Origin of the sequence: Micromonospora sp. NBC_00389, from assembly GCF_036059255.1 — a bacterium.
Taxonomy (GTDB): domain Bacteria; phylum Actinomycetota; class Actinomycetes; order Mycobacteriales; family Micromonosporaceae; genus Micromonospora.
The window spans coordinates 1933352-1946334 of record NZ_CP107947.1; the positions used below are offsets into that span (position 1 = coordinate 1933352).

Here is a 12983-nt window from a genome sequence, read left to right on the forward strand (position 1 = left end):
GCTGTGCTGCCTCACAACGGGCGCAACACTGCCTGAGGCGACCACCGATTTGATGATCGCCCTCGTGGCGAGGAGGTCAGGCGGAGGCGGCGGCGCGGGTGCGACGGTGCCGGCCGTACCAGGCGATGCCGATGGCGACGCCCACGCCGACCCCCAGGGCCGCCGCGGCGACCGGGACGGCGGGCCGCTCCCGCAGCCGACGGCCCAGCGGGATCGGGTGTCGGAACTCCAGGACCGGCCACGCGTTCTCCGAGGCCAGCTTGCGCAGCTGCCGGTCCGGGTTCACCACGCTCGGGTGCCCGACGCACTCCAGCAGGGGGCGGTCGCTGTACGAGTCGGAGTAGGCGTACGAGTCGGCCAGGTCGTAGCCCCGGGCGGCGGCCAGCTCGCCGACCGCCTCGACCTTGCTCGGGCCGGCCGCGTAGAACTCGACCTCACCGCTGTACCGGCCGTCCCGCACCGTCATCCGCGTGGCGATCACGTCGGTCACCCCGAGCAGCTCGCCGATCGGCCGGACCATCTCCTCGCCGGAGGCGGAGACCAGCACCACGTCCCGGCCGGCCGCCTGATGCTCCTCGATCAGCGCGGCGGCCTCGGCGTACACGTAGGGGTTGATGAGCTCATGCAGTGTCTCCGCGACGATCTGGCGGACCTGTTCCACCTGCCAGCCCTTGCAGAGCGCAGCCAGGTAGTCCCGTGTTCGGGCCATGGTCTGCTCGTCGGTGCCGCCCAGCCGGAACATCAGCTGCGCGTACGCCGACTTGACCACGTCACGCCGGGTGATCAGCCCGTCCCGGTAGAACGGCCGACCGAACGCCAGGGCGCTCGACTTGGCGATGACGGTCTTGTCCAGATCGAAGAAAGCGGCACTTCGGCCCACGGCGCGAAAGTCTAGCCGGATGGTCTATCGTCGGCGGGTGCCCGGGGTCACGCCACCCCTCGGACCTGCGGGCCGGCACCACCACCTCCACTCGGCGTGACCGCGCTCACACTTTGCGAGGAGATTTTCGCACTGAGTGGGGTCGACACCACTCGACGTGACGGGTCCGCTCAGGCAGACTTGTCCGCACGACGAGTTTTCATATCTCCGAAAACAGACAGACCCTCGGCGGTTGCACCCCCCGTAACCGCTGAGTGGTTCGGCTCGACCCCCCCGGAGCCGAACCTCCGACGACCCCCGTCTCCCCCCGACGGGGGTCGTCCCTTTCCAGGGAGTGTGCCGGGCAGGTCACAGGTCGCCCCGTCCTCCTTCGGGCCGCTCCTCCCGACCGTCACTCCGACCGGCGCGCCCACGCTTCGACCTGGACATTTCGCCCGCGATTGGTAGCCAGTAGAAGGGGATCAACGCGGTGATCACGGCCACGCCGAGGGCGGGGAGTAGGGCACCCAGCACGACTCCGGCGGCGATCCAGAAGGGTGCGACCCGGAAACGCCTGCTGATCGCCCTCTCACCTGCGGGATCGACGGTGCTGGCCAGCAGCCGATGATCACGGCGCGCGTACTCCCAGATCGCGTTAAAAAGAGAGGCTGCCACTCCGAGCGCGATGCCGTAGAAGACGACCGCAGTGCGCTGCCCGTGTCCGTCGCGGAACGCGGCGGCCAGCACGGAAGCGGCGAATGGCAGGAACGCGATGGTCATCAGCAGCAGGGTGTTGAGCAACAGCACCACCCGGTCGACGCCACGGAGGTGGTCGAACATGACGTGGTGGTTGGCCCACACCTGCCCAATGAGAAGGAAGGTGAGGGCGTAAGCCAGGTAGGACGGCCACAGCTCAGCAAGGCCGTGGGCCAGGTGTCGGGTGTCCTGCGGCGGGTGGATCTCCAGGACGAGCAGGGTGATGGAGATCGCGAAGACCGCATCGCTGAAGGCGACGAGCCGCGCCGGTTTGCGTTCCACGCCGAACGCCATTGACCTTCCTGGTCCGCGAACAGGTTCTGCCACCGCCCAAGCCTGAGACACGGGACCCAGCTGGGCGTGCAGCCGGGCGGGCGTGTCACCCCGATACTCCGAGCCTTGTGATCAGGGCACTGAGAGGTTGAGAGAGCGAAAGCTCACCGGCCGTCGTGCGGTAATCGTCGGGCCGGTCGCGACACAAGCCAGGGTGAGAGTCGCCGAGGCAATGGGGGTTCGGGTGGGTCCACCGGAGAAACGCGACGAGGTCTGGTTCACCAGGCTCTACGCCGCCGAGTACGCACACATCGTCAGGTACGGACTGCGTCGACTCGCCGACGCGGACGCGTCGGCGGAACTCGCCCAGGAGGTCTTCGTCGTCGCGTGGCGGCGCCGCGGTGAGGTGCCGGACCGCAGCCTGCCCTGGCTGTACGGGGTGGCCCGGCGCCTGCTGGCGAACCAGTGGCGGTCCCGGCGCGCCGCCCCGGACGTCCTGCCGATCACCGACGCCGACCTCGCGCGGGTGGCGCATCCGTCCGGCGCCGACGCCACCGTGGGAGTCGCCGACGTCCGGGCGGCCCTGGCCACCCTCAGCGACCTCGACCAGGAGATCCTCCGGCTGATCGGCTGGGAGGAGCTGACGGTCTCCGAGGCGGCCCAGGTACTCGGCTGCGCTCGCGCCACCGTGGCGGTGCGTCTGCACCGTGCCCGCCGCCGTCTCACCGAAGCGATGTCAGAGCAGCCCGTCCGGCCCCGGCGTCCGGTGTTGGCGACCATTCGAGAGGACCTGTGATGTTCGGAGCAGAGCGAACCCGTACCCTCCTCGGCCCGGTCGACCCGGCCCGGGACACCGCCGTGGCGCCATCCTCGGTCTCGGCGCGCGACCTGATCGACCGTGCCGGCGCCGTCGAGCCGGTCGTCGGTCATCGCCGCGTACGCCCGACCCGTCGGCTGGTTCTGACGGCCGGGACGTTGGCCGTCGCGGCCGGCGCCGTGGCGGTCCTCCAGCCGTTCGACAAGGTCGCCCCGGACACCGGGGACGTGCCGAAGGCCGCGCCCGGATCGGTGCTCGTGCCGGTCGCGTACCAGTTCGACTCGGACGCCCCAGCGGCCGGCCCGCAGCTGCGCGCCCTGGCCAGCAAGCTCGTCGACGCGGAGTACGACAACAGCAGCGGGCGCTACATGTATCACCACACGAAGCTGTGGGGCGACCCGGTGATGACCTCCGCTGACGGCCGCCACCACGTCGCATTCGCCGACGAGACCAAGGTCTGGCAGGCCGTCGACGGGACCGGGAACCAGACCACCATCCAACTGGAACCGCAGTATCCCGACCAGGAGTCCCGGGACTACTGGCAACGCAATCTCGGGAAGGTCCCTGCGGTCGCCGGCACCCCCGCACCCGCCACCGTTCCGCTGCCGCCCAGGGAACTCACGCCACCGCAGGCTGATCGGTCGCAGCTACGCGAGCTGCTGAAGGCCGCCCACGGCGCGGGCGCGGTGAGCAAGGAGGTCAGCACGGTGTACGGGCGGTACGTGGTGCCGCGGCAGACCCGCGCGGAGATCCTGCGGGTCCTCGCCGAGGTTCCCGGCTTCCGGTGGCGAGGGCAGGTGACCGACCGCGCTGGACGGAAGGGTGCCGCGATCACCTTCGACGACCGCGAGCACGACGCGCAGTCTCTGCTGATCTTCGACCCACAGACGGGCGAGCTGCTCGCCCACGAGCGGCTGACGCTCGCACCCGTGCGGATCAGCTCGTACAAGGTGATCCTCGATACCGCCTGGACCGACCGGCTCGGTTGACCGCCGGCAGCGGGGCCGCTCCCTCGGAGCGGCCCCGCCGCGTTTCCATTCCAGCCGGAGCATCGGTCGGACATGCCCCGCGCGTAGCAGATCAACTGTCTCGCCGGGCGTTGTCCACAGCCCGCCGCGTTGTCCACAGGCGGCGCGGTCGGGACGGTTTGCGGGGCGGAACCCGAGCAGGGTCGGCGGCACACCCGAGCCCGACCCGCTGGAGGCCGCGATGGCACCCCGTACCTCCGTTCCGCCGATCCGACGACTTCCCCTGGTCGTCACAGGGGACGGCGATCTGCTCGACGACCTGCTCCGGCTCGCCGCCGCAGGCGGGACCGAGGTGGAGCTCGCCGCCGACCCGGCGGCCGCCCGTACCCGCTGGCTTCCCGCACCGCTGGTGCTGCTCGGCGCCGACCAGGCGCAGCCGTGCCTGCGTGCCCGGCTGCCGCACCGGCCCCGGCTGGTGCTGGTCGGCCGGGCCGGCCAGATCGACCCCGGCTGGCAGATCGCCGAGCTGATCGGCGCCGAGCACGTCGCCGCGCTGCCCGCCGCGGAACCGTGGCTGGTGGATCGGTTCGCCGAGCACGGCCCTGACCATCCGGACGGCTCCGGCGCCCGGATCGTCGCGCTGCTCGGTGGGCGGGGCGGCGCCGGGGCGAGCGTGCTCGCCGGCGGGCTTGCCGTGACCGCCGCCCGGGCCCGGCTGCGCACCCTGCTGGTCGACGCCGACCCGCTCGGCGGTGGCCTCGACCTCGTGCTGGGCTGGGAGCAACTGGAAGGGCTGCGCTGGCCCTCACTCACCGGTGCGGACGGGCGGGTCGACGCCCCAGCGTTGGTCCAGGCCCTACCCAGCCGCGGCGACCTGGTGGTGCTCTCCTGGGACCGCGGCGACCTGTTGGCGCTGCCCGCGGCGGCGATGGCGGCGACCCTCGACGCGGCCCGGCGCGGCCGGGACTTCGTGGTGATCGACCTGCCTCGGCAGCTGGACGCCGCCGCCGTGATGGCGTTGCAGGCGGCCGATCAGGCGTTCGTCGTCGTCCCGGCCGAGCTGCGAGCCACCGCGGCGGCCGCGCGGGTGGTGGCCGCCGCCGTCCCGCACTGCGCCGCGCTCTCGGTGGTGGTGCGCGGGCCCGCCCCGGGCCGGTTGCGCGCGACCGAGGTGGCGCGGGCACTCGGGCTTCCGCTCGCCGGCACGCTGCGGCCCGAGCCGGGGCTCTGCCGCGGGCTGGAACGGGGCGAGGCCCCGGCCGCCGCCGGCAGGGGTCCGCTGGCCGCCCTCTGCCAGCGGATTGTCACCGAGCTCACCGGCGTTCCGGTCGCGAGTGCGGCATGACGGGCCGGCTGGAGGACGGCACCCTCGCCGCCCGGGTTCGGCAGCGCATCGCCGCGGCCACCACCCCAGTCACCCCGGCGGCGATCGTCTCGGCGGTACGGGCCGAGCCCACCGCCGCGGTGCTCGGTGACACCGCCGTGCTTCGGATCGCCGACCGGGTCCACGACGACCTCGTCGGCGCCGGGCCGCTGGCCCCGCTGCTGGCCGACCGGGAGGTGACAGACGTACTGGTCAACGGGACCCGGGTCTGGGTCGACCGGGGGGCCGGGCTGCACCAGGTGGCGATCCTGGTGGGCTCGGTGGAGGACGTCCGCCGGTTGGCGCAGCGACTGATCGCCAGCGCCGGGCGGCGGCTCGACGACGGCTCCCCGTACGCGGACGCCCGGCTCCCCGACGGCACCCGGCTGCACGCCGTCCTGCCGCCGGTGGCGACCGAGGGCCCGTACCTGTCCCTGCGGACATTCCGGCACCGGCCGTTCACGCTCGACGAGCTGGTGCACCAGGGGACCGTGCCGCGACCGGTGGCACCGGTGCTCGCCGCCGTCGTCGCGGCCCGGCTGGCGTACCTGGTCACCGGCGGCACGGGGTCGGGCAAGACCACGCTGCTCAACACGCTGCTCGGGTTGGTGAAGGCCACCGAGCGGATCGTGCTGGTGGAGGACGCCGCCGAGCTGCAGCCGGGGCACCCGCATGTGGTGGGGCTCCAGGCGCGTACCGCCAATGTGGAGGGATCGGGCGTGGTGAGCCTCGGCGATCTGGTCCGGCAGGCGTTGCGGATGCGCCCGGACTGGCTGGTGGTCGGGGAGTGCCGGGGCGGCGAAGTGGTCGACCTGCTCGCCGCGCTGAACACGGGCCACGACGGGGGTGTCGGTTCTCACCGGAGGCTTCAGTGCGTCAAGATTCTTTTCGGTGCAAATTTCAGCGGTGCCTTCGAGATTTCAGCGATCCTCCTCCTGCCCTTCCTCGTCTTCACCGGCGGCGGCTCATGTGGGAACGGGCAGACTCCTCCCGGTTCCCGGCCGTACGCGTCCAGCGTCGCCGCCAGGTCGGGATGCCTCTGCGCTTCGAGAAGGGCGAGGTAGGCCTCCGCGGCGTCGGGATGCCCGCCTCAACCTCGATGCTGAGCAGATCGCCGGCGTCCGCGTTGCAAGGGAAGCTCACCAGGCGCTGGGCGGCCAGCGCATTCCCTTGATCCCTGAGGGTCTCCCCATCGTGCTCGGTGACGGTTCCGACCGGCGTCAGGGCGGTCGTGTGCGCCTGGGCATGGTCACACCACCCCGTCACGGTCGAGGACCCGCGGCGTGGACCGCACGGCGGGACGTCCGACGCTTCAACCGCCCCCGAGCCGACCAGCGGACTCAGCGAGACCCACAGGAACGGGGCGGCAGTCGTGACGTTCCGTTACCAACGACCCGGCACCGATCGTGTGGCGCATCCGCTTCTGCCGATGACAGTGCGCGTGATCATGCCGATGAAGGGCAGACGCACAATTTCTTAGCCTTGACGATTTGGTAGTGAGCTCGACCGGCATCTGAATCTGCAGAGGCTAAAGCCGCTGACGCAGGATCGGCGCAGGCGCTCCAGAACGGGATGAAAAATGGCGGCTGAACGAAATTCGCCGACGCCGAGACCCTGACCCCGGTGATGCGGGACGTCTTCGGCGCAGCTCAGGATGATTAGCCGCCCTCGGGGCCCTGCCCCCGACTCGCCGGGCGGCCGGTGCGTCGGCAGCCCGGCGGGTCCGGCTGGCCAACAGGCAGAGGCTGCGGCCACGTCGCGTCGGTTAGCCTGCCGTCATGGCGAGCGCCGAGCTGGATGAGTTGATCGTCGCGGACGCCGAGGCGCTGCGCGCGTGGTTGTCGGCCAACCACGCCACGTCGCCCGGCGTCTGGCTGGCCCTGACCAAGAAGGGCGGCATAGTCACCACGCTGACCTGGCAGCAGGCGGTCGACGAGGCCCTGTGTTTCGGCTGGATCGACGGGCAGACCCGGAAGCGGGATCAGGAGACCTCTTGGATCCGGTTCACCCCTCGTAGACCCCGCAGTTCCTGGTCACAACGCAATGTCGCCCACGTGGCCCGGCTGGAAGCACAGGGGCGAATGCTGCCCCCAGGCCGCGTCGCGGTAGAAGCCGCGAAGGCGGACGGGCGGTGGGCGACGGCCTACGCCCCGCCGTCGGAAGCCGAGGTGCCGGCCGACCTACTCGCCGCCATCGCCGCCGTCCCGGCCGCCCAGGCCATGTTCGACGTACTCACCAAAACCAACCGGTTCGCTCTCATCTACCGCGTCAATGCCGTCAAACGGGCGCAGACCCGCGAGCGAAAGATCGGCGAGTTCGTCGCCATGCTGGCCCGCCACGAGACGATCTACCCGCAGAAGGCCCAGCCTCCGAACTCGCCGTAATCGGCACCTTCACAATCAAGTGCACTGATCTGCCGCTGACCGCGTGTCACGCAGCGTCACAGTCGGTCGGGCAAGACGGTGCTCGGTCTTGCCGAGATCCGCGCGTTCAGACACTCGCGATTCTCGATGAGGACTATGACTCACGGTGCCAATGCTGGGTGATCACGGCGGCAGGTTCTCTGCGGTTCGACCGAAATCGCCGCCAGACGTGACCTACCCGTCACGAGTTCAGTGGTGTCAAGATCGATGAGCAGAACCCGAGGGTATCCACATGACCGCGACTGTCACGAAGTACGGCAGCACAGGCTCAGAGTTCGCTCATGAACCCTGTGAAGAACCCTGATGCGACAGTTTGTCCAGGTCACGCTTGCAAAACCGGTGGTGAGCCCATTCCTCGTTGAACACAGTGCCGAGGCATTGCCGCACTGTCCGCCCCTTGGCGTACGGGGGCCATCTGTCGTCGTCCGGGACCGGCGCGGTCTTCGCGAGCTGATCAGGCGTGACCTCGGCCAGCCATGTCTCGATCTCTGAAGCCTGCCGGACTCGTACGGCGAGCACCTCGTCGAGGCTCGGTTGGGCGGACGGGTCGAGCCCGTCCTCCTGGTCCATGACGAACGGTGGACCCAGTCCCATGGCCGTGAACGGCTCGGTGAGCCCGAGCATGCAGCGTCGGAACCAAGAGTCGTGCACGAAGACAAGGTGGCGCAGAGTTTCGACCATCGACCACTCGCCGTCGACGCCGTGATGTTCGCTGTTCTCGGGCATGGACCGAACTCGCTCGGTAGTCGTCGCCCAATCGTCCCGCAGTTGCCGCCAGGCCTCTCGCAGGTCGTCCGGCTGATCTGAGCGGATCAGCAGCCGTACCGGGTGACGACGGTCGAGCTCCGCCTCGACGTACGACATCACCTCGACCCCGTTGACCACAAGATTGGTGACCAGGCCGTCGATCTCGGCATCCTGCATGACCACGCCGACCATCCGCGCTCTACTCAGGTCGCATTCGCGGAATTCTGCGCCGGTGAGGTCCTCATCGTGGAAGCGTCGCATGCAGACAGGCTAGGTCGCACCGCACACGCCACGCCTGGATCTGCCGCTGGTAAGGCGCGCAAGGGGCATCGATCCTCGACCGGTCTGACGGAAGCTAGGTGTGGGCGCAGTGCGGCTTGTCTGCGAGCTGGTTGCCAGACGTACGGTAAGCGCACAGGGATCTTGGCCGATGCGCGCCGCAACGCCATAAGCCGCACTCCGAGGTAGTCGGGTCAAATGCGGCGTCTCGGCCGGTTGGCAGGGGATTCCGCTGTCGATGCCCGAACGTCATCGAGTGGCAATCGCCGGAGTGGTCAAAGGTTTACGGATCTTGTCCGGTGGCCTGGGCGGCGATGCGTCTGGGACGATGCGGCTCGGCGTGCCATGGCGCTGAATCTGCGTGGCGCGGTGGGTGGACAGTGCTGCTGGGGACGGGGTCGGCGGATGCCTAGGGAAAAGATGTGGGTCGAGTACGAGGACGGCGCGCGTCTGTCGCGATCGGCGAAGAAACCCGGTTCGTTCAGCCCGCTGACCCGTGACGGCGGTACGAACAACCTGGGCCACGTCACCCTCGACCCGATCGACGGAGACGAGATGCCGCATCTAGGACCCAGGGAACGCTCCGAGCTCGAGGACTTCCTGCGCGAGCTGGCTGTCGAGGTGACGCTGATAGCCCTGGAAAGGGCCAGGCCGCACGTCGAGAGGTGGGTGGCCGAAACCGCCGTCCCGGCCGCCACGTCGGCGGTGGCGTCGGCCGTCCCGGCTGTCGGGGCGGCGGTAGCATCGGCCGGCTCCGCTGTCGGGTCGGCTGCGGTAACGGCCGGCTCCGCCGTGGGGTCGGCGGTGGCATCGGCCGGCTCCGCCGTGGGGTCGGCTGCGGTAACGGCCAGCTCCGCTGTCGGGTCGACCGTGTCATCAGCGTGGAACAAGGCGACCCGCAAGAAGAAAAAGCGGGTCGTCGCCGTCGAGTCGCACATCGGGGCGGAACCTGCACCAGTGAACCCCGCACCGGTGGAAGCCGGTGTGGTGCTGGAAGCTGCGCCTGTGGAAGCGTCGCATGACGTGGCTGCCGCTATCGAGGCGTACAGGGCTGGTATGAGCCGGGCGGAAGCGCGGAAGCGTATCGTCGTGGCGCTAGCTGCCCGGCTGTTCAGCGAGCAGCAGATCGAGATCGTGCGCAATGCGCGGATCGACGATGACCGCGATACAGCGGAGCTGAACAGCGCCACCCTGGCATTGACGCAGAAGCAGATCGGCGAGAGCGTCCAGCTGATGTTGGAGAGCACCCCTGCTCTGCTCGCCGAAGACGCCATGGCTGACCTGCGGAAAATCCTCGGCCCCGCGCCCGCCGAGGAGGACGGGCAGCCCGAACGACGCATGTGAAGCGTCACGGCCGCCATCTTCGAGTCACTCCACGGCGCTCGCCCAGTCGGCGAGTGCGGATTGCGCCGTACCGGTCGACCAAAGGCCCCGAGCGACCCCGCACACAGTTGCACCGGGATGGCCACCGGTGACGACTCCCGGTCGGTCTCGGCTCCGACCGGGCCGCTTCGCCGGCCATAGCCGGACGGTCTGCGTACCGTCGTCCACGTGACCTCGCGGCACGCCACGTCGGAGGACTCGGCCACACCGAGCTGCGGCCACGCCATCATGGCCGGCCGGTGGCCCATCAAAGGCTCGCTGCCGCGCACCTGAGCAGACCCTCGTTAAGCATGGTTGAGGTCCGCTATAAACGTTGAGATTAGCGAGGTCCAGTCAGGCTGCTGCATCCTCACTTGCTGCTCCGCGCTTGCTGGTGTTCATGGCTGCTGGTGACACACCGTGATGTATGGCCGCCTCCTCTTCGTCCGCGTCCGGTGTCATACCTCCCGACCAGCTCGTCATGCGTGCAGCAGTGTCTGCCTTCCTGGGCCGCTATCGCGGCCAGACACGCGTGCATACCGAGTCCGACCTGCGTGTCTTCCTCCGCTGGTGCACCGAGCAAGACCTCGACCCGCTAATCATTCGCCGAGTCGACGTCGAACGATATGTGCGCTGGCTGCAGGACGTCCGCCGGTATCAGCCCTCGACGGTCTCGCGACGCCTGTCCGTGGTGGTCGGCTTCTACCGGGTCTGCGTCATCGACGCCATCCTCGAACATCCCCCAGCCGACTACGTCCGCCGTCCCACCGTGCCGTCCGAATCACCGACCCTCGGGCTGGGGCACCTGCAGTTCGAGGCCCTGATCACCACCGCCCGGCAGTCCACCAACCCGAACGACTTCGCCCTGATCGCGCTCCTGGGACTGCTCGGTTTGCGAATCTTCGAGGCGTGCGGCGCCAGCATCGGCGACCTGGGCGAGGAACACGGCCACCGCGTCCTGCGCATACACGGTAAGGGCGGCAAGGGTGCTCGTCCCGCTGCCACCAGCTGTGGCCCGAGCTATCGACCGGGCCGTCGATGAACGCACCGGCGGACCGATCCTGCGTAACACCGTCGGCGCGCGGATGGACCGGCACGCGGCGACCCGCCGGCTCAAGCATCTCGCCGAAACCGCAGGCATCCGGATGCCGAGGATGCACCCGCACATGCTGCGCCACACGTTCGTGACCACCATGCTCGACGCCGGGGTCAGCCTCCGCGACGTACAGATCGCCGCCCGCCACGCCGACCCCGCACCACGATGCGCTACGACCGGGCCCTCAAGAACCTCGATCGGCACCCGAACTACATCCTCGCCGCCTACATGGCCTCAGGCACGTGACAGCGACCGACCGGGTTGAGCGACTCTGCCGAGTTCAGGGCGCCGGCTCACCGGTTGCTGAACGACCGGATCTGCCGATGAGCGAACGGTGCCGGTGTCCGCTCAGCAAGGCTGCTGTGGTTAGCATCGTTTGTGACGGATCTCCATGTACTTCGTGTGTTCTGCGGTCCCGGCGGTAAGTACGGAAGCCAGCTCGGCGTTGTTCTTGACGGCCATACCGTGGCCGCTGGGCAGGACCGCCAAGCCGTGGCCGCGCGGCTGGGCTTCAGCGAAACCGTCTTCGTCGAAGATGCCGGCACAGGGGTCGTCGATATCCACACGCCAAGCGTGCGGCTGCCGTTTGCCGGTCATCCCCTGGTCGGCACGTCCTGGCTGCTGAGTCGGCTCCGAGCCCGGCCGGAACTCCTGCGCCCGCCGGCGGGCTCGGTGCCAACCTGGCAGGACGGCGAGTTCACCTGGATCAGGGGTCGCGCGCAGTGGGTGCCCGGCAGGCGCATGCAGCAGTACGCCTCAGCTGAGGAGGTTGACGCGCTGCCGTGTCCGCCGCCAGGTGATGGGTGGTTGTACGCGTGGGCGTGGCAGGACCGTGCCGCCGGTCGGGTGCGTACCAGGGGATTTCCTCGCCGGGGCGACGCCATCGTCGAGGATGAAGCCACCGGAGCGTCCGCGATCGTGCTCACCGCCGAGCTACGCCGTGCGCTGGACATCATGCAGGGCAAGGGATCGCAGATCCTGACTCGACCAGGTCCGAACGACGCCGTCGAAGTCGGCGGCCGGGTCATCCTTGAGGAAACCCGCTCCCTCTAATTGAGCCACTCCCACAGCGCCCAAGCCAGGCGGAAGCTCAGCTGCCGAGATCAATCCTCGCCGGGGTCGAGGAACAACTCGGCCAGCCGGGGCAGCCGACGCCGCATCTCGTCATCGTCATCAAAGTCGAAGTCCTCACCCATGTCGGGCTCGCGGGCCTCGTCGATGCCGACCGCAACCTGCTGGCGGGCCTTCATCGCCTCGTAGAACGCGTGGTCGTCACCCGTGACCTGCTCGTAGGCCTCGCTGGCTACGTAGTTCACCGACTCGGCGAACAGCGCGCCGTCGTCTTCCTCGGCCGCCGCTTGTCGTACCACGGGATGGTCAGCCAGTCCTTCGGGGGAGGCCAGGACACGGTCGTACCACTCGCGCCCTAGCGCGATGACTCCCGCCCGGAAATCCATAAAGCTGTCGTCCGAGCATCCCCCGCCGATCAGGTACGCAGCCGCCCACACGTCCCAGCGATAGAGGGCGCCATGGAGCTGATCGAAGAGCTCCTGGAACTCGAGGATGCCCTCCGGTGATGTTGCGGCCAAGCGCGTCACCAGTGCCGCGGCAACGGCCTCACCGTCGTCGCCGGTCCGCCCATCGAGTCCCGCCCCGGCCGACTCCACGACCGCCCAAAACTCGTCAACGTTCATGGCGCGAGAGTCTCCCACGGCCAACCGACACAACTCATGCCTGTCGACCCAGGCACCGGTCGCGAGCAGCCGCTCAGGCATTCCTGACCCTGAGCATCCGCTATGCCGCGATCCGCGCGTTACGCAGCGTGACGACTATGCGCTACGCAGCGTCATGGCAAGCGGATCGGATCCGGCGTCCGGTCGTGCCGAATAGCGGATGTTCGCCGAGCCTGTTCTGGAGGAGAGACGGCCGGGGTGTGCGATCTTCGCCGTGCGATGGTGGTGCGCTCCCCTTCGGCGCTCGTCATGCCTGCAACGCGGGCGACGCTCTCTCAGGTCGCCCGCGAGCTGGGGCCCGATGTTG

Annotated in this window: 12 protein-coding genes and 1 pseudogene; 9 read left to right on the plus strand and 4 right to left on the minus strand. The window is 69.3% G+C overall.

The window, feature by feature from the left end; translation table 11 throughout:
• Nucleotides 1-76: 76 nt before the first annotated feature.
• Both OG470_RS09215 and OG470_RS09220 read right to left on the minus strand, forming a co-directional pair.
• Nucleotides 77-880 (minus strand): HAD family hydrolase, encoded by an 804-nt coding sequence (locus OG470_RS09215; protein WP_328422683.1) that lies wholly within the window; start codon nucleotides 878-880, stop codon nucleotides 77-79.
• A 348-nt stretch (nucleotides 881-1228) separates the two neighbouring features.
• On the minus strand, nucleotides 1229-1909 hold the full coding sequence (locus OG470_RS09220; protein WP_328422685.1) for a TMEM175 family protein: 681 nt from the start codon (nucleotides 1907-1909) through the stop codon (nucleotides 1229-1231).
• Nucleotides 1910-2132: 223 nt separating this feature from the next.
• Here OG470_RS09220 and OG470_RS09225 point away from each other — a divergent pair, with 223 nt between their 5' ends.
• The 5 genes and pseudogenes from OG470_RS09225 (at nucleotide 2133) to OG470_RS09245 (ending at nucleotide 7420) form a co-directional block, all read left to right on the plus strand.
• Nucleotides 2133-2684 (plus strand): RNA polymerase sigma factor, encoded by a 552-nt coding sequence (locus tag OG470_RS09225; protein WP_328422687.1) that lies wholly within the window; start codon nucleotides 2133-2135, stop codon nucleotides 2682-2684.
• Entirely contained in the window at nucleotides 2684-3694 is a 1011-nt protein-coding gene (locus OG470_RS09230; protein WP_328422689.1) for a CU044_5270 family protein, read from the plus strand. The genes OG470_RS09225 and OG470_RS09230 overlap by 1 nt, the downstream gene beginning before the upstream one ends.
• Before the next feature lie 220 nt (nucleotides 3695-3914).
• The gene (ssd, locus tag OG470_RS09235) at nucleotides 3915-5018 is read left to right on the plus strand and encodes a septum site-determining protein Ssd (RefSeq protein WP_328422691.1); all 1104 of its coding nucleotides are present in this window, start codon (nucleotides 3915-3917) and stop codon (nucleotides 5016-5018) included.
• Nucleotides 5015-5893, plus strand: a pseudogene (locus tag OG470_RS09240) (TadA family conjugal transfer-associated ATPase); the annotation flags it as partial. The gene ssd and the pseudogene OG470_RS09240, both read left to right, overlap by 4 nt.
• A 921-nt stretch (nucleotides 5894-6814) precedes the next feature.
• The gene (locus OG470_RS09245) at nucleotides 6815-7420 is read left to right on the plus strand and encodes a YdeI/OmpD-associated family protein (RefSeq protein ID WP_328422693.1); all 606 of its coding nucleotides are present in this window, start codon (nucleotides 6815-6817) and stop codon (nucleotides 7418-7420) included.
• A gap of 318 nt (nucleotides 7421-7738) precedes the next feature.
• Here OG470_RS09245 and OG470_RS09250 read toward each other — a convergent pair whose 3' ends face one another.
• Nucleotides 7739-8467 carry a DinB family protein gene (locus tag OG470_RS09250; protein WP_328422695.1) on the minus strand — a complete coding sequence of 243 codons (729 nt, stop codon included), beginning with the start codon at nucleotides 8465-8467 and terminating at the stop codon, nucleotides 7739-7741.
• A 438-nt stretch (nucleotides 8468-8905) separates the two neighbouring features.
• Between OG470_RS09250 and OG470_RS09255 the strand changes: the two genes are divergently transcribed.
• The 4 genes from OG470_RS09255 (at nucleotide 8906) to OG470_RS09265 (ending at nucleotide 11996) form a co-directional block, all read left to right on the plus strand.
• Nucleotides 8906-9829: a hypothetical protein gene (locus OG470_RS09255; RefSeq protein WP_328422697.1), complete on the plus strand. Its 924-nt coding sequence runs from the start codon at nucleotides 8906-8908 to the stop codon at nucleotides 9827-9829.
• A gap of 445 nt (nucleotides 9830-10274) precedes the next feature.
• Entirely contained in the window at nucleotides 10275-10889 is a 615-nt protein-coding gene (locus OG470_RS09260; protein WP_328422699.1) for a site-specific integrase, read from the plus strand.
• Nucleotides 10858-11208 carry a tyrosine-type recombinase/integrase gene (locus OG470_RS37185; protein WP_442931071.1) on the plus strand — a complete coding sequence of 117 codons (351 nt, stop codon included), beginning with the start codon at nucleotides 10858-10860 and terminating at the stop codon, nucleotides 11206-11208. Before OG470_RS09260 ends, OG470_RS37185 begins: the two co-directional genes overlap by 32 nt.
• 113 nt (nucleotides 11209-11321) lie before the next feature.
• Nucleotides 11322-11996: a PhzF family phenazine biosynthesis protein gene (locus OG470_RS09265; RefSeq protein WP_328422701.1), complete on the plus strand. Its 675-nt coding sequence runs from the start codon at nucleotides 11322-11324 to the stop codon at nucleotides 11994-11996.
• 50 nt (nucleotides 11997-12046) lie between these two features.
• On the opposite strand, the gene OG470_RS09270 is transcribed toward OG470_RS09265, so the two are convergent.
• Nucleotides 12047-12637, minus strand: a complete 591-nt coding sequence (locus OG470_RS09270) for a DUF4240 domain-containing protein (protein ID WP_328422703.1) — start codon at nucleotides 12635-12637, stop codon at nucleotides 12047-12049.
• Between the last annotated feature and the right edge of the window lie 346 nt (nucleotides 12638-12983).

Excerpts from the sequence above, each read along its gene's own strand:
- OG470_RS09245 (WP_328422693.1), top strand. The coding sequence starts at position 6,815 with ATGGCGAGCGCCGAGCTGGATGAGTTGATCGTCGCGGACGCCGAGGCG.
- OG470_RS09255 (WP_328422697.1), top strand. The coding sequence starts at position 8,906 with ATGTGGGTCGAGTACGAGGACGGCGCGCGTCTGTCGCGATCGGCGAAG.
- OG470_RS09230 (WP_328422689.1), top strand. The coding sequence starts at position 2,684 with ATGTTCGGAGCAGAGCGAACCCGTACCCTCCTCGGCCCGGTCGACCCG.
- OG470_RS09260 (WP_328422699.1), top strand. The coding sequence starts at position 10,275 with ATGGCCGCCTCCTCTTCGTCCGCGTCCGGTGTCATACCTCCCGACCAG.
- OG470_RS09270 (WP_328422703.1), bottom strand. The coding sequence starts at position 12,637 with ATGAACGTTGACGAGTTTTGGGCGGTCGTGGAGTCGGCCGGGGCGGGA.
- OG470_RS09250 (WP_328422695.1), bottom strand. The coding sequence starts at position 8,467 with ATGCGACGCTTCCACGATGAGGACCTCACCGGCGCAGAATTCCGCGAA.
- OG470_RS09220 (WP_328422685.1), bottom strand. The coding sequence starts at position 1,909 with ATGGCGTTCGGCGTGGAACGCAAACCGGCGCGGCTCGTCGCCTTCAGC.
- ssd (WP_328422691.1), top strand. The coding sequence starts at position 3,915 with ATGGCACCCCGTACCTCCGTTCCGCCGATCCGACGACTTCCCCTGGTC.